The 20,663-nt window shown below is 62.4% G+C and carries 21 protein-coding genes; 9 read left to right on the forward strand and 12 right to left on the reverse strand.

The window, feature by feature from the left end; all coding sequences use genetic code 11:
• Positions 1-62 precede the first annotated feature (62 nt).
• The 5 genes from BMG00_RS10035 to BMG00_RS10055 all read right to left on the reverse strand — a co-directional run bounded on the left by BMG00_RS10035 (position 63) and on the right by BMG00_RS10055 (position 4,749).
• Complete coding sequence (locus BMG00_RS10035; protein ID WP_146642595.1) at positions 63-2,351, reverse strand: hypothetical protein; 2,289 nt, start codon at positions 2,349-2,351, stop codon at positions 63-65.
• Positions 2,348-3,217 (reverse strand): flagellar motor stator protein MotA, encoded by an 870-nt coding sequence (gene motA, locus BMG00_RS10040; RefSeq protein WP_078574187.1) that lies wholly within the window; start codon positions 3,215-3,217, stop codon positions 2,348-2,350. Before motA ends, BMG00_RS10035 begins: the two co-directional genes overlap by 4 nt.
• A gap of 64 nt (positions 3,218-3,281) precedes the next feature.
• Positions 3,282-3,893, reverse strand: a complete 612-nt coding sequence (locus tag BMG00_RS10045; RefSeq protein ID WP_078574188.1) for a MotE family protein — start codon at positions 3,891-3,893, stop codon at positions 3,282-3,284.
• On the reverse strand, positions 3,890-4,243 hold the full coding sequence (locus tag BMG00_RS10050; protein WP_078527036.1) for a hypothetical protein: 354 nt from the start codon (positions 4,241-4,243) through the stop codon (positions 3,890-3,892). The genes BMG00_RS10045 and BMG00_RS10050 overlap by 4 nt, the downstream gene beginning before the upstream one ends.
• Before the next feature lie 11 nt (positions 4,244-4,254).
• The gene (locus BMG00_RS10055; protein WP_078574189.1) at positions 4,255-4,749 is read right to left on the reverse strand and encodes a flagellar basal body-associated FliL family protein; all 495 of its coding nucleotides are present in this window, start codon (positions 4,747-4,749) and stop codon (positions 4,255-4,257) included.
• A 120-nt stretch (positions 4,750-4,869) separates the two neighbouring features.
• Between BMG00_RS10055 and fliF the strand changes: the two genes are divergently transcribed.
• From fliF to fliP, 4 genes are all read left to right on the forward strand, one after another.
• Complete coding sequence (gene fliF, locus BMG00_RS10060; protein ID WP_093469969.1) at positions 4,870-6,489, forward strand: flagellar basal-body MS-ring/collar protein FliF; 1,620 nt, start codon at positions 4,870-4,872, stop codon at positions 6,487-6,489.
• Positions 6,486-7,082, forward strand: a complete 597-nt coding sequence (locus BMG00_RS10065) for a FliH/SctL family protein (RefSeq protein ID WP_078574191.1) — start codon at positions 6,486-6,488, stop codon at positions 7,080-7,082. Before fliF ends, BMG00_RS10065 begins: the two co-directional genes overlap by 4 nt.
• Positions 7,075-7,356 (forward strand): FliM/FliN family flagellar motor switch protein, encoded by a 282-nt coding sequence (locus BMG00_RS10070; protein WP_078527045.1) that lies wholly within the window; start codon positions 7,075-7,077, stop codon positions 7,354-7,356. The genes BMG00_RS10065 and BMG00_RS10070 overlap by 8 nt, the downstream gene beginning before the upstream one ends.
• A gap of 73 nt (positions 7,357-7,429) precedes the next feature.
• Positions 7,430-8,110, forward strand: a complete 681-nt coding sequence (fliP, locus tag BMG00_RS10075) for a flagellar type III secretion system pore protein FliP (RefSeq protein ID WP_245795011.1) — start codon at positions 7,430-7,432, stop codon at positions 8,108-8,110.
• 23 nt (positions 8,111-8,133) lie between these two features.
• Here the strand turns inward: fliP and fmt are convergent, their stop codons facing one another.
• The 3 genes from fmt to def (BMG00_RS10090) are packed head-to-tail and all read right to left on the reverse strand — an operon-like array spanning position 8,134 to position 10,085.
• Positions 8,134-9,030 (reverse strand): methionyl-tRNA formyltransferase, encoded by an 897-nt coding sequence (fmt, locus tag BMG00_RS10080; RefSeq protein ID WP_078574193.1) that lies wholly within the window; start codon positions 9,028-9,030, stop codon positions 8,134-8,136.
• Positions 9,031-9,039: 9 nt separating this feature from the next.
• A complete protein-coding gene (def, locus tag BMG00_RS10085) occupies positions 9,040-9,540 on the reverse strand; it encodes a peptide deformylase (protein ID WP_078574194.1) in 501 nt (166 codons plus the stop codon).
• A complete protein-coding gene (def, locus tag BMG00_RS10090) occupies positions 9,540-10,085 on the reverse strand; it encodes a peptide deformylase (RefSeq protein WP_078527053.1) in 546 nt (181 codons plus the stop codon). The genes def (BMG00_RS10085) and def (BMG00_RS10090) overlap by 1 nt, the downstream gene beginning before the upstream one ends.
• Before the next feature lie 127 nt (positions 10,086-10,212).
• Between def (BMG00_RS10090) and BMG00_RS10095 the strand changes: the two genes are divergently transcribed.
• Entirely contained in the window at positions 10,213-11,388 is a 1,176-nt protein-coding gene (locus BMG00_RS10095; protein ID WP_078527270.1) for a MalY/PatB family protein, read from the forward strand.
• 48 nt (positions 11,389-11,436) lie between these two features.
• Here the strand turns inward: BMG00_RS10095 and BMG00_RS10100 are convergent, their stop codons facing one another.
• Entirely contained in the window at positions 11,437-11,784 is a 348-nt protein-coding gene (locus BMG00_RS10100) for a hypothetical protein (protein ID WP_078527054.1), read from the reverse strand.
• A gap of 180 nt (positions 11,785-11,964) precedes the next feature.
• Here BMG00_RS10100 and BMG00_RS10105 point away from each other — a divergent pair, with 180 nt between their 5' ends.
• The gene (locus BMG00_RS10105) at positions 11,965-13,131 is read left to right on the forward strand and encodes a lytic murein transglycosylase (RefSeq protein WP_078574195.1); all 1,167 of its coding nucleotides are present in this window, start codon (positions 11,965-11,967) and stop codon (positions 13,129-13,131) included.
• Between the two features lie 3 nt (positions 13,132-13,134).
• Here BMG00_RS10105 and BMG00_RS10110 read toward each other — a convergent pair whose 3' ends face one another.
• Positions 13,135-14,472, reverse strand: coding sequence for an HlyD family type I secretion periplasmic adaptor subunit (locus tag BMG00_RS10110; RefSeq protein ID WP_078527059.1), 1,338 nt, complete (start codon positions 14,470-14,472; stop codon positions 13,135-13,137).
• Positions 14,469-16,235: a type I secretion system permease/ATPase gene (locus BMG00_RS10115; protein ID WP_078574196.1), complete on the reverse strand. Its 1,767-nt coding sequence runs from the start codon at positions 16,233-16,235 to the stop codon at positions 14,469-14,471. The genes BMG00_RS10110 and BMG00_RS10115 overlap by 4 nt, the downstream gene beginning before the upstream one ends.
• 276 nt (positions 16,236-16,511) lie before the next feature.
• Here BMG00_RS10115 and BMG00_RS10120 point away from each other — a divergent pair, with 276 nt between their 5' ends.
• Entirely contained in the window at positions 16,512-17,225 is a 714-nt protein-coding gene (locus tag BMG00_RS10120; protein WP_425444006.1) for an MlaA family lipoprotein, read from the forward strand.
• Positions 17,188-17,811: an MlaC/ttg2D family ABC transporter substrate-binding protein gene (locus BMG00_RS10125; protein WP_093469972.1), complete on the forward strand. Its 624-nt coding sequence runs from the start codon at positions 17,188-17,190 to the stop codon at positions 17,809-17,811. Before BMG00_RS10120 ends, BMG00_RS10125 begins: the two co-directional genes overlap by 38 nt.
• Positions 17,812-17,859: 48 nt before the next feature.
• Here the strand turns inward: BMG00_RS10125 and BMG00_RS10130 are convergent, their stop codons facing one another.
• Positions 17,860-20,046: a transglycosylase domain-containing protein gene (locus BMG00_RS10130; protein ID WP_078574198.1), complete on the reverse strand. Its 2,187-nt coding sequence runs from the start codon at positions 20,044-20,046 to the stop codon at positions 17,860-17,862.
• 273 nt (positions 20,047-20,319) lie between these two features.
• On the opposite strand from BMG00_RS10130, the gene BMG00_RS10135 reads away from it, so the two are divergent.
• Positions 20,320-20,658, forward strand: coding sequence for a P-II family nitrogen regulator (locus BMG00_RS10135; RefSeq protein ID WP_038076009.1), 339 nt, complete (start codon positions 20,320-20,322; stop codon positions 20,656-20,658).
• The last annotated feature ends 5 nt before the right edge of the window (positions 20,659-20,663 follow it).

Here is a 20,663-nt window from a genome sequence, read left to right on the forward strand (position 1 = left end):
AGCTCAGGATTAGGGCGCATTCATTGAGAATTCGTTTGCAGCAACAGGGTATCTTCCCACGCTCACTCGTCCGCGCCGGATTTTCCGAGGCGATCGAGCATGTCTTGCAAGGCTTTTCTCTCCTCTTTGCTGGCAGCGAGCAGGGATCTTGCTGCGCGGATCGGACCCGGATCATCTCCACCCCCGATGTTCCTTTGCGTGTCGAATGCTTCGATGAAGTTTTTTTCGACCGCATCCCCGCCGTGGCGAAGCGTGTTCCAGTCGCCCTGATGCCAGGCTTCGGCGCGCGCTTTGTCATCTTCTCCTGCACGCAGATAGGCCGAGCGAGCGCCATCATGCAGCCCGAGACGGGACAGAGCATCGCCGCGCAATTTCTCGGCCTCGATGCCGTCAACTCCACCGAGATGGGCAAGCGCGGCTGCCGGGTCGAGCGCAACAAGGGCCGCGCGTGCAAAAATCAATTTGTCGGATTGTGTGAAATCACGTGACGTCTTCAGAATCTCAGTCGCCGTATCAGCCATGCCGAGCTCGATCAGACGATTGGCGAGCGCGGTCCGGACAGGTTTGCCCGGGGGCGATTTCAAGATCCCTTCGCGTTGCGAAAAGTAGAGACGGAGGAAGAGAGCGTCATCTGGTTGCTCAAGGAGCATTGTAAGAACTTTTTCGTGCGTCTCCGCTCTCATTAGAGGCTCGACCGACTGCGGCCACGCCGCGAGCGTGTCAAAAGCTGCGTCGAATTTGTGTTGCGAAGCATAGCCCAAAGCCGCCGCGCGCACCAATGCCGGGGCCTCGGGGGCGCCTGAAAGCTCGAAGGCGAGTGCGAGTGCTTGCTCGACCTGAGCCGGCGGAACCGTTTGACGATCAGCCAGCTGTTCATCGACCAGCAACAAGAGCGCCTCAACCCCCTCAGGCGCGTTGCGTTGCGACAGTTTCTCCAGTGCGGGCGCGGCTTCCTCGCTTCCGGCTTCATGCGATAGACGCGCATCGACGACATCGAGGGCGGCTTCGTCGTCGATACTTACCCGCGCCAGAGCCATTCGGACGCTCTGCGCGACATCGGAGGCTCCGATTGCAATGAGTTTGGAAACGAGTTTCGGCCCGAGAACCTGGCGCAAGTCTGGTGGGAGTGCTGCATAACTTCGGGTTACCGCGCTGAAATTGACCGCGCCCTTCTCTGGCGGGGGGGACGCTCCCAAAAGGGCCCAAAGTGCCACGGCGCTCTCGCAGTCGGTCATGCGTGCGAGTGGCATGGACGCTGCGGCACGGTCCTCGTCGAGCACTGCGGCGAGAAAGAGCAGCGCGGCGACATTCGGAGCGGGTTCGGCAAGATCGGCAAGCAACGCGCGTGCTTCCACGCCAAAGCCGAAAGCAATATAGATACGTGCAAGTGCGATGACCCATGTCTGATCGGGAATGTCGAACTCCCCCAGCAACCTGCGGCGCGCTTCTCCAATCTGATCGAGCGCGGGCCGATCATCGGCCCAGGCCGCGATGTCGAAGTAGCCTTCCGGCGGGCAGGTTTCACCGGTCTTGGTATAAATATCGTGCGACATCTGAAGTTGATCGCGATCGACCGCGGTCGTCAGGCGATAGGCAATATGGTCTTGGGGGGCGATCGGGTCGGGGGGCGGCTGTGGCGGAGGCCCAGCCTTTGATTTCGCCTCGTCGCGCTGCAGGGGGGCGGCGCTCTGCGTCGGATCGACTGCAATCAGCCCTTGAGATGCGGCCCTGCCGATCTCGCGCGTGAGGTTCTCCTCGATTTCTGCGACCTGCGGATTGGGCGGCGCGGGAGTGGCCGGGGCAGGACTGCGATCCCGAATCTCGGGAGAAGGAGGTGGGGGCGCGTCAGGGGTTAGTACCGTTTCAGTCTTCCAGTAGAGATCGAGATGCGGCGTCCCGATTGCCACTGGTTGAATCGTTTTGGGGATGGCGAGGCCCTCTGTCGCGACGGGCGCCGGGTCAGGGGGCTCTGACGGCGCCCCCGTATTTGAAGGCGTCTCGATCACCGTTCGAAAATCGATCACGAGAGAACCGTCATCGAGCGTGAAGTGGCGAGCCGTGATGTTCTTCGCTGTTTCAAAAAACAGCCTTCCGCCGCTTTCTTTCACCAGTCCTTTCAGGCGGGTTTTTGGAATGAGCCGGAAGACCCCTCGTGTTTCGAAACGCGCATCGGGAATGTCCGTTGCAAGCCGATACCCATCCCGGACCTCTTCAAACCTCCAGGTCGCGTTCGCCGGCAATGAGATCACCAAGCGTGAAAAATCCGCGTGCTCTCCGGAGCGTATCGCCACCGGAAAAGCGCATGCTGGCGTGCAGGAAAGCAGCAGCCACATCAGAAGATGCCGTATCATGCCACCTCCGATTTAACCGCTTTCAGCGCGTCTTCGAGATCCGCAAAACTCGGCCGAATGTGATGCGGGGTATTCTGCCGCCCGACTTCGATACAGATATTGGTGGCGTGGTTGTGAAGATTGGCGACCAGAACCTCACGGATCAGTTTGTAGAAGTGACTGTCCTCATCGATCACCGATTTCATCCGAGCGGCGAAGGGGGCGATGAAACCATAGGCGATGAAAACGCCCAGAAAGGTCCCCACGAGCGCGCCACCGATCATCTTCCCCAGGATTTCAGGTGGCTGGTCGATGGATCCCATCGTCTTGATCACGCCGAGGACTGCCGCAACGATTCCAAGTGCGGGCATGGCGTCGGCGATCGACTGCATCGCGTGGCTCGAATGCATCGCGTGATGGTAATTGGCCTCCAGCTGCTTATCGAGCACCTCTTCCACCTGAATTGGGTCGTCGTAATTCATCGAGGCGGAACGCATCGTGTCACAAATGATGTCGGTGGCTTCGTGATCATGCAGGATTTTTGGGTATTTACCGAAGATCGAGGAGGCGTCGGGAGCCTCAATATGTTCCTCGATCGCAACCGGGTTCTGGCGCGCGAGGCGGATCAATTCAAACAGAAGACATAGCAGGTCGCGGTAATCGGCGGGCTTCCATTTCGGCCCTTTGAAGACTTTGCCGACGTCCTTGAGGGTGTGCTTGATTGCGGCCATGTCGTTCGAGAGAATGAACGCCCCAACCGCGGCACCGCCGATCATGATCATCTCGAAGGGCAGCGATTTGAGGATGATCCCCATCTTGCCACCGGCCGCGACGTACCCGCCGAAGACCATCGCAAAGATGATCACGATGCCGATGATGCCAATCATGGATGCCTCTCAGAGTTATGTCGGGAGACGGTCGCAGATTCGGTTTAAGAAATGACCAATATCCTTAATCGCGCGGAGCCCCGGCATTGCGCCCCGCCATCAAGACACTGATAGCGTAGGCTTTTTGGGGGTCGAGGCTTTCCATGACGGCCGCAGCCGCATCGGGGCGCATGCGACCTAGGAACCCGGCGGCGAAATCAGGTGCCATCTCCTCGAAGAGCGGTGCGGCCTGTTTCGGTTTCATGTTTTCGTAAAGAGCGACGAGCCGCGTCACATCCTCGTCGGCAGCGCCATCCGCGATCGCGACCGTATTCGCAAGCGCCTGTTCGGCGGCGATGAGATCCTGAAGGCGGCTTTCGAGGCGCACTTCGGCGAGCGATATCGCGTTGCGACGATCTCTCAGCAGGCCTTCCTGTTCTACGAGCTTTGCCTCTCGCGCTTTGAGATCGGCCAGCAATGTCATCAGGCCTGGCTCGGAAGGACAGTCCAGCGTTTCGGGGGTGGTGGGGCGCGCCTCGGTATTCGTCGTCTCGGTGGCGCTGGCGAGACCGCCGGTTTCGACGACGCGCAGAGTGCCCGATAGGAAAAACAGGCCGGCAATCATCCACAACACGCCGCGCCCGAGCCAACGTCTGCGAGCGCTGCGCGATTTTCGGGCAGAAGCCTTGCCGCTCATTCCGCGGCCTCCATGGCCTCGTGGCGATGCCGCCTGCGGACAACCCGCCGCCTGGGTTCATCCTCTTCGGGCAGATCGTGGAGTGCTGCGAGCATCAGCTCGAGCTTCTCGGCCCCGTTTTCCGCGCGCTCCGTCAAGGCGCGAAGCTGCGTCTCCGAATGCGTTGCGGTGGCTTGAGCCCGTTCAAGCGCGCGGGTCATGTCATCGACCTGAGCCGAGAGCACCGCAATCGCCCCGCCCATCCCGGTTTCAAGCTGGTTGAACCGCTTGAGCCGCCGCGCGAGAACAAGGCAATAGCCTGCGGCCGCAATGGCTGCGAGCGTGGAGATGAGATCTGCGAGGAGTTGCATCGGGGCCTCCATCAATTAAGCACGAATTCGATGATCAGAAGGTCACGGACACGGCCATCGCCGGTCACGATCTGGATCCGCCGCAGCATTTGCGCGCGTAGGCGCATCATTGCCGCCGGATCTTCGAGGAGCTTCACATTGACCGCACGCAAATAGCCGTTGAGCACATCCATCACGCGCGGCTTCAAAAGCTCGACGTCGTTTTGAACTGCCTGTGAAACCTCGAGTTGCGCCACGAAGCGCAGGTGCCGCGCCCCCGAACCGTTAAGTGAGATCGTAAGCGGATCGAGCGCTACGTAGGCGATCGCGGGCAAAGCGTCCGGCTCGGGCGTGGGACCGCCCTCGCCATGGCTCGCGTCTCCGGAATGCGGTGTGAGAACGAGACCGGAATAGACCGCATAGAACCCGCCCCCACCAAGCGCGAGCATCAGAAGGAGCCCGATCATCAGCGGCAGTTTCGATTTCTTTTTGGGAAGCTCCTCTTCCCCGGCCAGCGCGTCCGTCATCGTCTCACCAATCTCTTCGACACGACCGGCATAGCCCGAAACCGACTAACCGATTGTTAAGCGCAATGCAGGAAAGTGACCGGGACGAAGAGGCAGAAGCCCGCTCAGAGGAGGTTCGTCTTGCAACAGCTTACCGGCGCCTGGCAGGCCCTAGATATGCGCAAGCGGATAATGGCGGTCGTGGCGGGAATCGCCATGATCGCAACGCTCTTCGCGATCTCCGCGATCGCCTCGAAACCCACGATGGCGCTGTTGTATGCGGGGCTGGGCGGTGCGGAATCGGGCGAGGTGATCTCCGCGCTCGAGCAACGCGGGGTACCCTATGAGGTGCGCGGTGATTCGATCTTCGTCGAAGCGCCGCGGCGCGACGAGTTGCGGATGGCGTTGGCCGCGCAGGGGCTGCCAGCGAACGGGGCTGCGGGCTATGAACTGCTCGATTCGCTATCAGGTTTCGGTACGACCTCGCAGATGTTCGATGCTGCATATTGGCGCGCGAAAGAGGGGGAATTGGCGCGAACCATCGCCGCCTCTTCCGCCATTCGCAGTGCCCGGGTGCATATTGCGCACCCGACCAACCAGCCTTTCCGCAAGGAGCTCGAGCCGACGGCATCGGTGACGGTAACGACCGCCGGGGGGGCGATCAGCCGGGCCCAGGCCAACGCGCTGCGCTTTCTCGTGGCCTCCGCGGTGACCGGAATGACCCCTGACGATGTCTCGGTGATCGATACCTCCGCAGGCCTGATCCCGGCCGCGGACGACCCCGCGGAGCAGGCGGCTGGACAGGATCGGGCGGCGGCTCTCAAGCAAAATGTCGAGCGATTGCTGGAAGCCCGTGTCGGACCGGGCAATGCGGTGGTCGAGCTTGCCCTCGAAACCGTCACCGAACGCGAGGCGATCACCGAGCGGCGCTTTGATCCCGATGGCCGTGTCGCGATTTCGACGGACACGCAGGAAAATACCAAGACCTCGGACGCAACCCGGCCCGGCGCAGTGACCGTGGCGTCGAATCTGCCGGAAAACGCGGCAGGCGATGGAGGCAAGTCGCAAAGCCAGTCGAGCGAGACGCGCGCTCGGACGAATTACGAGGTGTCGGAAACCCGGCGCGAACTGCTTCGGACGCCGGGCGCAATCAAACGGTTGAGTGTAGCTGTGCTCGTCGATGGGGTGACGGTTCCCGCAGTGGATGGCACGACGAGTTGGCAGCCGCGCCCAGAGGCAGAGCTGGCGGACCTGCGAGAGCTTGTTGCCTCGGCGGTGGGGTTCGACGAAGCGCGCGGCGATGTCATCACCCTGCGCTCGATGCAGTTCGAGCCATTGCCAGAACTTGGCACTGCCGCCGGGGGGGGCGGGTTCGGTGCGATGGCGTTGGATTTCACCCAGATCATTCAAATCGCACTTCTGGCGATAGTCGTGATCGTCCTCGGTCTCTTCGTCGCGCGCCCGCTCCTGATGCAAAGGCGAGAGCTGGCGTTGAACGGATTGCCGTCACCCGAAATGGCGGCGGGATCGAGTGCCGCGCTGACGGGCGAGATCGCCGAGGATGACATGCCGGAGATGAACATGCAGGTCGTGTCCGACTTCAATATCGGAGACCTGTCGATGGCAGGCGATACCGATTTCGATTTTGAACGTCCGGCAGACCCGGTCGAAAGGCTCAAGAAGATGATCGAGGAGCGTCAGGCCGAAACGGTGGAGATCTTGCGCAGTTGGATGGATGAGTCTGGGGAGAAGGCGCGATGAGCGGGCGGGTGACGCTCGAATCCTTCGAAGCTGAAGAGACGGAGGAACAGGAACTTGCTCTGGATGCCGCCGCATTTGAGGAAGCCAAACTCTCCGCGTTCGAGACCGGATACCAGGCGGGATGGGACGATGCGGTTGCGGCCCAGAATGCCGAGACGGCGCGGCTTCACTCTGATCTTGGCCAGAACCTTCAGGCTCTCTCCTTCACCTATCACGAGGCACGCGCCGAGATGCTTGATGCGCTGCGCCCGCTCCTGTTCGAGATTTGCGAGAAACTTTTGCCGCAGCTCGCGCATGACAGCCTCGCGGGTGTGGTGGTTGAGCAGCTCATGCCGGTGGCCGAGGGCCTCACCTCGGTGCCGATCGTGGTCACCGCGAACCCTGTCGCGCTGTCCCAGATCGAGGGAATTGTGGCGCACAAGACGGATCTTCCGCTCAGCTTCGTTGCCGAGCAGACCCTTGGCGAGGGGCAAGTCTACCTGCGCTTTTCCGAAAGCGAGACGCGGATCGATCTCGATGCGGTGGTCGCAGCGATCTCGAATGCCGTGACGACCTATTTCAACGCCGACCTGAAGGACGAGACCGATGTCTGACCCGGCCCAAACCGACACCCCCGCGAACAATCCCTTCACGCAAGTGCCGATCGAGATCACGATCTCCGTGGGCAAGGCGCGTCCGCTCGTGCGCGATCTGCTGCGTCTCAAGCGCGACGCGGTGCTGCCGCTTGATCGCCAGGTGGATGACCCGGTCGAGCTCTATGTCGGCGACAAGCTGATTGCCCGGGGTGAGTTGACCGAGGTGGAAGGTGAGGCCGGAAAGCTGGCCGTCCGTCTGACCGAGGTGGCCGATCTGCAAAACGGGCTGTGAGATGCGCGTCATCCGTCCCCCTTACGTCGCTTCTCTCTCCGGTTTGGCCGCGTTAACCCTCATGCTTTCGGCGATGCCCGCGGTGGCGCAGGATATCACCCTGTCGCTTGGTGATGGTGAAAGCCTTGCGGGACGCTCGCTCCTGATCATCGCGGCCATCACGTTGCTGAGCCTCGCACCCGGGCTCGCGATCATGGTGACGGCTTTTCCCTTCATCGTCACGGTCCTGTCGATACTGCGTCAGGCGCTCGGGTTGCAGCAATCGCCGCCCAATATGCTGATCGTCAGTCTCGCGCTGTTCCTCACCTGGTTCATCATGGAACCGGTTTTTCTCGAAAGCTGGAGTGTCGCGGGCCAGCCGCTCGTCGATGGTACGATCGACTGGCGGGAAGCGTTTTCACGCGGAATAGAGCCGTTTCGCGCTTTCATGGCCACTCGCACGAATCCCGACACGTTTTCATCGCTCACCGCCTTGCGCGAAAGCGCTCCCTATGACGGGGACATGACCGCCGCGCCGCTTTCGACGCTGGTGCCATCTTTCATGCTCTCGGAAATTACGCGCGCCTTTCAGATCGGCTTTCTCGTCTACCTGCCCTTCCTGATCATCGACCTGGTGGTCTCGGCCGTGTTGATGTCGATGGGTATGATGATGGTGCCGCCCGCCGTGGTCGCGTTGCCCTTCAAGCTCGCGTTCTTCGTGGTCGCTGACGGGTGGGTACTGCTGTCGGGGGCGCTGGTCAGAAGTTATTTCTGACCCTCGAGACTGGGTGGGAATCCTCAGTCGAGACGCGCGGGCAGGGTCAGCCCGCGCAGGATTTCCGCAGCTTCCATCGGGCGCTTGCCCGGGCGCTGGGCTTCGAGGACTTCAAGCGCGCCACTGCCGCAGGCGATGGTGAAGCCGCCGAGGAGGGTTCCGGGTTCGCCACTGCCGGGGGCCAATTCGGCGCGCAGCAATTTGATGCGTTCGCCACCCACCTCGCACCAGGCGCCTGGAAAGGGCGAGAGCCCGTTGATATGGCGCACGAGATCGCCGGCGGGGCGGGACCAGTCGATCCGCGCCTCGGCCTTGTCGATCTTCGCGGCATAGGTCACGCCCGCTACGGGTTGCGGCTCGGCGATGAGTGAATCGATCCGCGCCAAAGCCTCAACGATCAGCCGCGCACCCATCGCGCTTAGCCGGTCATGCAGCTCGCCGGTCGTCTCGGTAGCACCAATCGGGATCTCCTCGCGCAGCAGAACCGGGCCGGTGTCGAGGCCCGCCTCCATCTGCATGATGCAGATCCCGGTCTCGGTATCGCCTGCCATGATCGCGCGGTGGATCGGGGCCGCGCCGCGCCAGCGCGGCAACAGCGAGGCGTGAATGTTCAGGCAACCCTTCGCGGGCGCGTCGAGAATGGCTTGCGGCAGGATCAGCCCGTAAGCCACGACCACGGCAATGTCGGCGTCGAGCGCCGCGAAAGCTTCGCGATCTTCGGCGGATTTGAAGTTGAGGGGCGTGCGCACCTCAAGCCCAAGTTCGGCCGCCTTCGCGTGTACCGGCGAGGGGCGGTCCTTTTTGCCGCGACCCGCCGGACGCGGCGGCTGAGAATAGACCGCGACGATGTCGTGTTCAGCAGCCAGAGCCTCGAGAACGGGAACGGAAAATTCCGGCGTGCCCATGAAGATGACGCGCATCTGCCCTCCTCAGCTCTTGTGGAGCTTCTTCGATTTCTGAACCAGCATCTTGCGGCGCAGCGGCGAGAGGTGGTCGACATAGACCTTGCCGTTCAAGTGGTCGATCTGGTGCTGAACGGAGGTCGCCCAAAGACCCACGAAATCGCGGTCTTCCATCTCGCCATCCTCGTTGAGAAACCGCACCGTCACTGCGCGCGGGCGTTCGATCGGGGCGAAGACGCCGGGCAGGTTCGGCGAGGCCTCGTCATGTTTGCGCATCTGGATCGACGCGTGAAGCACCTCGGGGTTGGCCATCCGCACCGCCTGACCGCGCTTTTCGGAGGCATCGACCACGGCAAGACGCATCATGATCCCGATCTGCGGCGCGGCCAGACCGACGCCGGGCATTGCATCCATCGTCTCGATCATGTCGTCCCAGATCATCCGCACAGTCTCGGTGATCGCCTCGACCGGCTCGGCGAGGCGATGCAGGCGGCGGTCATCGTAGGGAATGAAGGGGCGCACGGCCATCAGAGGATCGGGTCCTTCGCAGCACCGCTGCGGGCACGCTCGCGCTTCAGCTTTTCCATCTTCCGGGTGATCATCTTGCGTTTCATCGGGCCCAGATAATCGATGAAGAGCTTGCCGTTGAGGTGGTCGAACTCGTGCTGGGCGCAGGTCGCCCAAAGCCCGTCGAACTGCTCCTCATGGGTTTGACCGTCAAGGCCAAGCCAGCGCATCCGCACCTCGGCCGGGCGCGTCACCTCGGCATATTGCTCGGGGATCGAAAGGCAGCCTTCCTCGTAGACGTTCGTCTCCTCGGAGCCCCACGTCACCTCGGGGTTGATCAAGACCATCGGCTCGGGCGCCGCGTCCTTCTCCTTGACGCAATCCATCACGAAGACGCGCTTCATCACGCCGACCTGCGGAGCCGCCAGACCGATGCCGGGCGCGTCATACATGGTCGCGAGCATGTCGTCGGCGAGCTTGCGGATCTCGTCGGTCACTTCGGGTACCGGATCGCACACCTTCTTCAGGCGCGGGTCGGGATGGATCAGGATCGGTCGTAGCGTCATGGAGGGGGATTTAGGCGAAGCCGCCCCTTTGCGCAATGGGCGCGCCATTGTGCCCGGGACAAATCGCCATTTGTATCCCGGCAGGGCTTTTGCTCTGATGCGCTCGATCTGCAAGCAAGAGGCGACGATGAGCAAACCCGATTTCGACGAGATGATCGACCGCGTAGGCACCCATTCGATGAAATGGGACGTGATGGAAGAGCGCTACGGTGTCTCGCCCGAGGAAGGGATCTCGATGTGGGTGGCCGATATGGATTTTCGTCCGCCCGCATGCGTGCAGTCGGCGCTTGAAGAGATGGTCGCGCATGGGGTCTACGGTTACTGGGGCGACGAAAGCGATTACCGCGCGGCGATCGGCTGGTGGATGCGCGAGCGGCACGGCTGGGAGGTGTCGCCGGATTCCATCTTCACCACGCATGGTTTGGTGAACGGGACGGCGATGTGCGTCGACGCCTTCACCCAGCCTGGCGATGCAGTGGTGCTGATGACCCCGGTTTACCATGCTTTCGCGCGTATCATCAAAGCCTCGGGTCGCGAGGTGCGGGAATGCCAGCTCGTTCTGAAAAACGGTCGTTACGAGATGGACTTCGACGCCTGGGACGATTTGATGACCGGGGCGGAAACCATGTTGATCCTGTGCTCGCCGCATAATCCTGGCGGCCGTGTCTGGAGCCGGGCCGAGCTGGAGGCGACGGCCGCCTTCGCCAAGCGCCATGGGCTCGTTCTGGTCTCGGACGAAATCCACCATGATCTTGTGATGCCGGGGCAAGCGCATCTGCCGATGGCCGTCGCCGCGCCGGACCAGCCTGTCGTCATGCTGAGTGCGACCACCAAGAGCTTCAACATCGCGGGCACCCATTCGGGCAATGTCATCATCGCCGATCCGGAGCTGCGCTCCCGGTTTGGCGCTCGGATGGCCGCGCTCGGGATCGCCCCAAACAGCTTTGGCATCAAGATGGCGACGGCGGCCTACAGTCCGGAAGGTGCCGCCTGGATCGACGCGCTCGTGACTTATCTCGATGAAAACAGAAAGATTTTTGATGCGGGTGTGAACGCGGTGCCTGGGCTCCGATCGATGCCGCTTGAAGCGACATATCTCGCCTGGGTCGATTTTTCCGGGACCGGCATGACGCCGGCGGAATTCACGCGCCGGGTGGAGAAGGAAGCCAAGATCGCCGCCAACCATGGCGATACCTTCGGTTCCGGCGGCGAGAACTTTCTTCGCTTCAACCTCGCGACGCCGAGGGCTCGTGTGGTCGAGGCGGTCGAGCGTCTGCAAAAGGCATTCGTCGACCTGCAATAAGAAAACGCCGGTGCGATCCCGGCGTTTTCGGCCTTCCTGCGCCTTGGCCTACATTTCGGGCAGATAGCCTGCGATCCGAGGGCCTTCCCGAGCGAAATCGAGCGCTGCACGGTCGCTCACGGCGGTTTCGCGCTTGACCGTGCAGATCAGCTCTCGCCCCTGGATTTCTGAGGCGACGATCAGGCAGGTCGCGATATGCTCGGGGCCGTCATAGAGATCGACATGTCCACGCAGCGTGGTCACCTGGTCGGCATCGAGCGCGAAGCCGCCCTTGAAACGGCGCAGCACAGGCCAGATTTGCCCGTCCGCGAGAACACGCAGCCGCGCATTCTTCGCAGCTTCGCGTTTTTGCGCCGCGCGCAGCCCTTCGAGCACCTCTTTGGGCAGGAATTCCATGGCAACCTCCAGCAGCTTCCCCAAGCCCGATGCTGATCACGTTAACGTAAAAAGCAAGTTAACCTTTCGGCCGGTTCCATGCCGCATGTGCAAAGAGTGCTGAAATTGCAACGGCTTGGGTGGTTGCGGCTTATATGGCCTGGCGTTAGCGTGATCGGGTCAAGTGTTGCGGAGGTTACCATGCGCCGCCTGTTTCTGATTGCACTCCTGTCGGTCGCGCCGTCCCTTGCCCAAGCACAATGCGGTGGCAGCTGGTCCGCATTCCTGACGGATATCCGGGCCGAGCTTCGGGCCGCGGGTCTCAGCGCGCGCGAGGTTGATGGGTTTCTTGCGGGGGCCCGGCAGGATCCGAAAGTACTGCGGGCTGATCGGGCGCAGGGTGTCTTCCAGAAAAATTTCCTCGACTTCGCCGGAGCCGTGATCAGCCAGAACCGGATGGTGAACGGCGCGCGCAATGCCAAGCGATATGCTGCGACGTTCGATCGGATCGAGCGTGATTATGGCGTTTCGCGCGGGGTGCTTCTGGCGTTCTGGGCGCTTGAGACCGATTACGGCGCGGTGCAAGGGGATTTCAACACGCGCAATGCGCTGCTCACGCTCGCGCATGATTGCCGTCGCCCCGAGCTGTTTCGTCCGCAAGTCATTGCCGCCGCTGAACTCTATCGGCGTGGCGATTTCGATCCGCAGCGCACGACGGGGGCCTGGGCCGGTGAAATCGGGCAGGTTCAGATGTTGCCCGATGACATCTTGCGAAATGGAGTCGACGGGGATGGCGACGGTCATGTGCGGTTGAAGGCCTCCGCGTCCGATGCGTTGATGTCCGGCGCCAAGATGCTGAGGGATCTCGGTTGGCGACCGGGAGAAGCTTGGATGCAGGAAATCATCCTCCCCGCCTCTCTCGATTGGGCGAAAACCGGTCTTGAGACGGAGCTTTCGACGAGCGAGTGGGTGGCGATGGGGGTGAAGGCCCGCGAAGGCACTCTGGCGCGCGGCATGCGTGGATCCGTTCTTCTGCCGATGGGGCGGAAGGGGCCTGCCTTCATGGCTTATCCCAATTTTCGTATTCTTTTCGAATGGAACAAAAGCTTTGTCTATGTGACCTCAGCGGCATATTTCGCGACCCGCCTGGAGGGTGCTGCAAGGGTCCAGTCTGGAGCGCCCGATCGCGGATTGAGCCCTGCGCAAATCAAGCTGTTGCAGACGAAACTTGCAAAAATGGGTTACGATGTTGGCAAGATTGACGGGATCCTCGGGGCGAAGACACGTCCTGCGGTGCAAGCTGCCCAGATGCGCCTCGGACTGCCTGCCGACGGATGGCCGACGAAATCTTTGCTCGACCGGCTTTGAGGGTCAGGTCGGCCCGTGTTCTCCCGCGAAGAAAGACAGGAACGGGCTCAGCAAGTAGTGAAGCGGAGAAATGTTCGCAGTGCGAAGAAACACTTCCGCAGGCATGCCGGGAAGCAGGTGGCGTCGATGCGATTCTTCCATCTGTACCATGTCGAAGGCGATCTCGATCTGGTAATAGGTCGCCCCGGTTGTCGCGTCGGAAACGATATCGGGCGAGATCCGCGTCAATTCGCCCGTCAGGTCCGTCGAGCTGCGCGAGGAAAGGCCGGGGAAACGCAAAGTCGCGATCTGCCCGGGACTGACATCGTCGACATTGATTGGAGCAAGCCGCGCCATGATGACGAGCGGCCGGTCCTGCTCGATGATGGAGAGCACCGGCTCTGCCGGACGCAGCACCGCGTGATCGCCTGAAACCATGACCTCATGGACGATGCCGCTTGTCGGTGCGCGCAGGTCACGCCTCGCGATCAACTGGCGCAGTCGCTGTTCTCGCTCGGCGAGTTCGAGGACCCGCGCCCGCGTTTCCTCGAGCTCCGCTTCGACGGATTCCCGACGTTGCAGGACCAGACGTGTCGCCGCGAGAAGGACCTCGCCGCGTTGGACCGTGATCAGCGCGCGCTGAGATTTGAGCGCGCCCATGCGACCTTCGAGTGATGCGCTTTCGCGCTCGAGCGCAAGGACGCGGCTTGCCTGGGCCAGTCCCCGGTCACGCAGGCTTCGTTGCGCGACGAGCTCTTGCTCTATGAGTTCGGTTTGTCGCCGAAGCGCCGCAATCTGCGCTTCGATGCCTGCGCCTTGGGTTTCAATCTCGCGCACCTGCATCGAAATATGGGCGCGCTGCTGAGTGAAACTCAGGCTGCGGGCTTCGAACAGGGCGTTTTGTCCCGCCATCAGTCGGGCGAATTCCGGACGGAGCAGTGCGGTCCCGGTGAGGCGCGCCGGAAAGCTTATCGTCTTGGAATTCTCACGCTCGGCGGTGAGGCGGGCGCGACGGGCGAGGAGTTCCAGATAGGATGCCTCGACGATGGCGAGTTCGGATTTTTTTTCATCCGACTCGAGCTGCAAGAGAACTTGACCCTTTTCAACGCGGTCGCCGCTTTTCACCAGCAGTCTTTGAACCACCCCGCCATCTGGATGCTGAACGATCTGTCGGTTCTTGTCGACTTCGACCCGGCCGCTCGCCTCGACCGTGCCTGCCAGTCGCGCCGAGAGGAGCCACGTCCCGAAACCTGCAAGCAACAGGCTGATAGCGGTGACGCCGATCAGGGTCGGGAGGCGTTTGGATTCGGCGCTCGGACGCACGTCTGAGGCGGGCACATGGCTCTCGGTCTTGTCGGTCATGCCGCGCCTCTTTTCTTGAGTGCAGGCTGTGCGCGGTTGGCCGAGGTGATGAGGCGCCGCAAGATGTCATCTCGTGGCCCCAAGATCCGTTTGACGCCGTGATCAAGCACGAGCACGCGATCGCATTCCGCGAGTGCCGCGGGGCTGTTGGCCATCACGATCACCGCGCCGTCGCGCGATTTAAGGTCCCGAATCGAGGCGTTCAGGGCGGTGCCGGAATCGCTGGTGAGATTAAGGTCTGGCTCGTCGAGTAGCAGGATCACCGGGTCGCAATAGAGCGCACGAGCAAGCGCGATCTGTTGACGCTGACGATCCGAGAGCACGCTGTCATGAAGGTCAATCCTGGTATCGTAGCCATTGGGTAGATCGAGGATCATCCGATGCGCGCCGGCGCGCCTTGCCGCCTCGATCACCTGGGCGGGATCGGGATCGCGATCCAGCCGCGCGATGTTTTCCGCAAGGGTTCCCTCGAAGAAAGTCACGCGCTGCGGCAGATAACCGATGTGACGGGCGAGACGGTCGGGGTCGTATTGATGGAGACATACCTCATCGAGCAGGATCTCGCCCGAGTTGAGGGTTTGATTGTTGCACAGCGCGCGCGCGAGCGTCGTTTTCCCCGATCCCGCAGGCCCGATGACGCCCAACGCTTCGCCGGGTTCGAGCGTGAAGCTTAGCGTGTCGAGCGACGGGCGGCTGGCGCCCTGAATCGTGACCGAAATATCCTCGACCGAGAGTCGCGCCGCGGGGGGGGCGAGTTCGGTCCGGCGTTCTGTCACGGGCGTGGCGCCCAGAAGAAGGCTGAGACGATGGCGGGCATCTCGCGCGCCACTCCAGACTGTCCATCCGCCAATCAATTGCTCGACGGGGGCTAGGGCGCGTCCCATCAAGATCGAACTCGCGACCATCGCGCCCGGCGTGACCTCGGACTTGAGAACGAGATAGGCCCCGAGCGCGAGCATCGTGGATTGCAGCAGCATCCGCAGCGTGCGGGTCAACGAATGGAAGCTGCCGCTGAGATCGGTGGCCCGGATCGATGCGGCCATCGCGCGATGACGCGAATCGCGCCAGCGGGCAAATCCGGTGTCTCGCATCCCCATCGCGGTGACAGTCTCGATATCTTTCAGCAAGGTATCGGCGAGGCGCCGCGATGCGGTTTCGAGCCGGCTGGCATCGCCAAGACGGTCGCGGGTGAAATGTTGCGTCAGCGCCGACAGCAGCACGAGCAATGCGCCGCCCGCCGTCGCCAGCCAGCCGAGCCAGGGATGGAAGACGAAGAGCACCCCGAGATAGAGCGGCGTCCAGGGCAGATCGAACCGGGCCTGCGAAACCGGCGAACCGTAGTACCGCTGGATCGCCTCGAGGTCGCGCAACGCGTTGTGGGCGGTGATCTCGCTGTTGGGGTCTGTCGCGCTGCGGATTGACGCGTCGAAGACGCGCTTTTCCAGCCGGGTCTGGAAATCGGCACCCAAACGGGCAAGCAACCGCCCGCGCGCCCAGTCGAGCGTGCCCATCATCGCGAAGAGAAAGACCACGAGCGCGAAGAGGTTGATCAATGTCGGCAGCGAGTGGGCCGGCAGCACCCTGTCATAGACCTGAAGCATGAAAAGCGGGCCGGTCAACATGAGCACGTTCACCAGGGCGCCAAAGAGAGCGACCAGCGTGATGTTCTTGCCTTCGCCGCGCAGCAGTCGGGCAATCTCGGCCTGGCCGGTTCGGATCAGACGGCCTCGCGAGGCGGGCTCTTCACGGGTGACGATCGGCATGGTTCGTTCCTCGCGGCGATGATTCTTCTTCTGCGGCAGTGCGCATGGCTGGGGCAGAGTGGCGCGCAGAGGTGAATTTGCCGTAAATCGGCTCGGGGTCCTCGATCGCCGGGGCTGAGGAACTCCTCAATTCTCGGCGTCAATTCGTTGCGGCGAGGGGGTATCGGTATTATGTCTTCGACACTGACGCATGTCGTTGGGAGCGGAACTTTGAGTAAGGCCGGAGCAAGTGACGAGATGGGCGGACGTGCCAGCGGGCACGCGCGCCGTGTCGTGATGGCACTGGCGGGCATGACCTTGCTGGCGCTCGCGGCCTGTGGGCCCGGGCCGCGCGAGACCGGGATCAACGACCCCTATGAGGCCTCGAACCGGCAGACCCACGAATTCAACAAATCCGTGGATGCGGCCTTCTTCCGCGGCGATGACGATCAAGGCGCAGGCCCTGTCGCTCGCACGCTGTACAATGTCGGCAACAACCTCAGCCTTCCCGGCAAGGTGGTGAATTCGCTCCTTCAGGGTCGTCCCGAGCCTGCGATCAAGAACACTTTCCGGTTCGTGATCAACTCGACGCTCGGTCTTGGCGGTATCTTCGATCCGGCAGGTTCGAGCTTCTCGCTGCCCGAGACAGACACCGATTTCGGCGAGACGCTGCATGTCTGGGGGGTGGGCGAAGGCGCCTATGTCGAGCTGCCCTTCGTCGGCCCGTCGACCGAGCGCGACGCGCTCGGGATGGTGGTGGATTTCGTGATCAACCCGCTCAACGCGCTGCCCGAGAAGGAGCGTGTGGCGGCTTCCGCGCTGCGGCTCGGCGGTCATTTCGCCAAGCGCCGGATTTACAGCGCGACGATCGATTCGGTGCTCTATGACAGTGCCGACAGTTATGCGCAGGGCCGGTTGCTCTATTTGCAGAACCGCCGGTTCGAACTCAATGGTGAGGAGACGAACGATGCCTATGCCTACGATCCCTATGACGACCCGGCGCTGCAATAGACGGACGGTCCTGGGCCTTGGCGTCGCAGGCCTTGCGGCAGCGGCAGTGCCGGGGTCGGCGCTTGCGTTGAGTGATGCGCAGGCCAAGGCGCTGATCCAGCGCGCCGTCAACGATGTGAATGCGGCGATCGCGTCGGGCAAGACCGGGCCCACGCTCTACGCAATGTTCGAGCGCATCTTTTCGAAATATGCCGATGTGAACGTGATTGCGCGATCTGCTCTGGGCATTGCCGCGCGCAGTGCGAGTGCGGCGCAGATGACGGCTTTCACGCGCGCATTTCAAGGCTACCTCTCGCGCAAGTACGGCAAGCGTTTCCGCGAGTTTCAGGGCGCGGTGTTCCAGATTCAGGGCGCGCGCCCGGTGAAGAGCTTCTACGAGGTGAAGACCACCGCGATCCTGCCCGGACAGGCGCCTTTCGAAGTGCTTTGGCAGGTGTCGGACCGGTCAGGCTCGGACAAGTTTTTCAACCTGATCGTAGAAGGCGTGAACATGCTTGCCTCGGAACGCGCCGAGATCGGTGCCATGCTCGACCGCCGCCGCGGCAATATCGACCTGCTGATCCAGGATCTCAAGACGGCGGGCTGATCCGCACTGAGCGGGCCGCTCCCGAGCCGAGGGCCCGGGAGTGGCCGTTCAGTTCGCGCCGAAGATCCCCAGAAGCTCTTTCAGGATCGAATCCGAGGGGTTGCGGCGCTGGCGCCGGGGCTCGGCAGGGGCCGCTCCGCCCGCGCTCTGGGTCTGACCGGGATATTGCTGGGTCTGGCTCTGCCATTCCGCGGGGTTCGCCGCGGGCAGCGGCTTCGCCGGCTGGCCGTCGAGCACACGCTTCATCGTCTCGTGGAAGATCTCGGCCGGCAGACCGCCTCCGGTCACGCCCTTGAGCGGGGTGTTGTCGTCATTGCCCATCCAGACGCCGACCACGTAATCGGAGGTGAAGCCGATGAACCAGGCATCGCGTGCGCTTTGCGTGGTGCCAGTCTTGCCGGCGATATCGTAGCCGTCGATATTCGCGCGCCGTCCCGTGCCGTGCAGGACCACCTGACGCATCATGTAGGTGAGTTCGCGGGCGGCCTTTTGCGAGATAACCCGCTCGCCGATCCCGCCGGGCTTGCCGAACAGAGGCTGGTCATCGCCCTTCAGCGTTAGCGAGGTCAGCCCGTAAGGTTGCACCGAGGATCCACCATTGAGGATGCCCGCATAAGCGCCCGTCATGTCGAGCAGGTCCGATTCCCCGACACCGAGCGCCACCGAGGGCAGGTTCGGCAGGTTCTGCGCAAAGCCGAACCCTTCCGCGACCTTGATGACATTCTCGCGCCCGACCGCTTCGGATACGCGCACCGTCGCTACGTTGACCGAATGCTCCAGCGCCGTCGTGAGCGTGATCGGCCCCATGTAATTGCGTTCGTAATTGCGCGGGGTCCAGTCGGGCGAGCCCGGCATCTTCACGGTCAGCGGCGCGTCGTCCACCATCGAATCGGGCGTATAGCCAAGATCGAGCGCGGTCGCATAGACGAAGGGCTTGAAGGTCGAGCCGCTCTGGCGTTGGGCCATCGTGGCGTGGTTGAAGGCGCCGGTGACCTTGGTCGCGCGCCCACCCACCATGCCACGTACGGCGCCGTCAGCCGACATCACGACGATCGCGGCCTCGGCATCGCTGTCTTTCTTGACCTTGTTGTCGAAGACACTCTGCATCGCCTCTTCGGCGGCGGACTGGATGCGCTGGTCGAGCGTGGTCTTGATCACCACGTCCTCTGTGGTGTCGCGCGACAGGAAGTCGGGGATCGTGTCCATGATCCAGTCGGCGAAATAGCCGCCCGCGCGTTTCTGGGCCGCCTGGCTGAGCGTCGCGGGGTTGTTGCGCGCGTCGAGATATTGCCGGTCGGTCAGGAAGCCCTGCTCATGCATCAGCATCAGCACCGTCTCGGCCCGATCCTGCGAGCGTTTGAGGTCGTTGGTGGGGGCGTAACGGGTCGGAGCCTTCAGCAGGCCCGCAAGCATCGCCGCCTGCTGCGGGTCCAAATTCGCTGCCGAAATGCCGAAGTAGCGCTCGGAGGCGGCTTCGAAACCACGCGCACCGGCGCCGAGATAGGCGCGGTTGAGATAGATCGAGAGGATCTGATCTTTGGAGTATTTCAGTTCCAGCGCGAAGGCGTAGGGCACTTCCTTGATCTTGCGCCGGAGCCCGCCCGAGCGGCAGTCATCCTCGTAGGCCGCCTCGTTCTTCCATCCCTTCGGGTCGAAGGTCACACCAAGGCACAGAAGTTTCGCGGTCTGCTGGGTAATGGTCGAGCCGCCGTTGCCGTCGAAGGGCCCGCGACCGGCGCGCAGGTTGATCGCGATGGCCGAGGCGATGCCGCGCGGCGAGATGCCGAAATGATTGTAGAAGCGTCGGTCCTCGGTCGCGACCACGGCATCGCGCAGCCAGGGCGAGACGTTCTTCGCGTCGATTTGGCCGCCGAACGTCTCTCCGCGCCACGCGAAGACCTTGCCCTCATCGTCGAGCATCGTGACCGAGCCCCGCGTGCGCCCGTCGAGGAGCTGCGTGTAATCGGGCAGCGTCGAATAGAAATAGAGCGTCGCCGCGCCCACCACGAGCGCCACGATCATCGCGATCCGCCAGCCGAACCCCCAGACGATCCGCCAGATCAGCCGGGCCAGCCCCAGGATCGTCCCGACGATCGGGCCGTGACGCCGCGGCGGCCGCGGCTTCTTCGCACGGGTCTTGCGCGGCTTGGGGGCCGCTTTCGGGGACGCCTGCTTCGACGAAGAATAGCGCTTGTCGGCCACCAGCGACCCGCGCCGCCCGCCCTTCTGACTCATCTGCCTGATCCGCTGCCTCGGTTTTCGTTGCGCGCAATTTACACGTGCGACCAGAGGATGTGGACCCGGATAAATTCACGATTCGGCTTCTCAAATAGCTTAAAAATTATGCACGATGCACAAAATGTATAAAAAATGGGCGCCATCACGAGGCCGAGAGGGGCCGTGAATGCTCCGATTCCTTGTGCGGCTGCAGCGTAGCGGGCTTTCTGACGCCGTATGGTGCCGGTTCCAATCGGTGCCCAAAGGGCTGAACCAAGGAAGGGATGTCAGGTGAAACTCATCATTGCAGCAATCAAGCCGTTCAAGCTCGAGGAGGTGCGCGAAGCGCTCACCACCATCGGCGTGCGCGGGATGATGGTAACCGAGATCAAGGGTTTCGGCGCCCAGTCGGGCCACACCGAAATCTATCGCGGTGCCGAATACGCCGTGAATTTCGTGCCGAAGGTCAAACTCGAGATCGTCGTGGCCGACGGGCTCGCCGATGAGGTTGTCGACACGATCCTCAAGGCCGCCAAGACCGACAAGATCGGCGACGGCAAGATCTTCGTTCTCGACGTCGCGCAAGCTGTGCGCGTGCGGACCGGCGAAACCAATGATGATGCGCTCTGAGACGC

It is taken from the genome of Thioclava marina, from assembly GCF_002020135.1.
GTDB lineage: Bacteria > Pseudomonadota > Alphaproteobacteria > Rhodobacterales > Rhodobacteraceae > Thioclava > Thioclava marina.

Coding starts and splice junctions, on each gene's coding strand:
- BMG00_RS10035 (WP_146642595.1), bottom strand. CDS start 2,351: ATGATACGGCATCTTCTGATGTGGCTGCTGCTTTCCTGCACGCCAGCA.
- motA (WP_078574187.1), bottom strand. CDS start 3,217: ATGATTGGCATCATCGGCATCGTGATCATCTTTGCGATGGTCTTCGGC.
- BMG00_RS10045 (WP_078574188.1), bottom strand. CDS start 3,893: ATGAGCGGCAAGGCTTCTGCCCGAAAATCGCGCAGCGCTCGCAGACGT.
- BMG00_RS10050 (WP_078527036.1), bottom strand. CDS start 4,243: ATGCAACTCCTCGCAGATCTCATCTCCACGCTCGCAGCCATTGCGGCC.
- BMG00_RS10055 (WP_078574189.1), bottom strand. CDS start 4,749: ATGACGGACGCGCTGGCCGGGGAAGAGGAGCTTCCCAAAAAGAAATCG.
- BMG00_RS10065 (WP_078574191.1), top strand. CDS start 6,486: ATGAGCGGGCGGGTGACGCTCGAATCCTTCGAAGCTGAAGAGACGGAG.
- BMG00_RS10070 (WP_078527045.1), top strand. CDS start 7,075: ATGTCTGACCCGGCCCAAACCGACACCCCCGCGAACAATCCCTTCACG.
- fliP (WP_245795011.1), top strand. CDS start 7,430: ATGCCCGCGGTGGCGCAGGATATCACCCTGTCGCTTGGTGATGGTGAA.
- fmt (WP_078574193.1), bottom strand. CDS start 9,030: ATGCGCGTCATCTTCATGGGCACGCCGGAATTTTCCGTTCCCGTTCTC.
- def (WP_078574194.1), bottom strand. CDS start 9,540: ATGGCCGTGCGCCCCTTCATTCCCTACGATGACCGCCGCCTGCATCGC.
- def (WP_078527053.1), bottom strand. CDS start 10,085: ATGACGCTACGACCGATCCTGATCCATCCCGACCCGCGCCTGAAGAAG.
- BMG00_RS10095 (WP_078527270.1), top strand. CDS start 10,213: ATGAGCAAACCCGATTTCGACGAGATGATCGACCGCGTAGGCACCCAT.
- BMG00_RS10100 (WP_078527054.1), bottom strand. CDS start 11,784: ATGGAATTCCTGCCCAAAGAGGTGCTCGAAGGGCTGCGCGCGGCGCAA.
- BMG00_RS10105 (WP_078574195.1), top strand. CDS start 11,965: ATGCGCCGCCTGTTTCTGATTGCACTCCTGTCGGTCGCGCCGTCCCTT.
- BMG00_RS10110 (WP_078527059.1), bottom strand. CDS start 14,472: ATGACCGACAAGACCGAGAGCCATGTGCCCGCCTCAGACGTGCGTCCG.
- BMG00_RS10115 (WP_078574196.1), bottom strand. CDS start 16,235: ATGCCGATCGTCACCCGTGAAGAGCCCGCCTCGCGAGGCCGTCTGATC.
- BMG00_RS10120 (WP_425444006.1), top strand. CDS start 16,512: ATGGCACTGGCGGGCATGACCTTGCTGGCGCTCGCGGCCTGTGGGCCC.
- BMG00_RS10125 (WP_093469972.1), top strand. CDS start 17,188: ATGCCTACGATCCCTATGACGACCCGGCGCTGCAATAGACGGACGGTC.
- BMG00_RS10130 (WP_078574198.1), bottom strand. CDS start 20,046: ATGAGTCAGAAGGGCGGGCGGCGCGGGTCGCTGGTGGCCGACAAGCGC.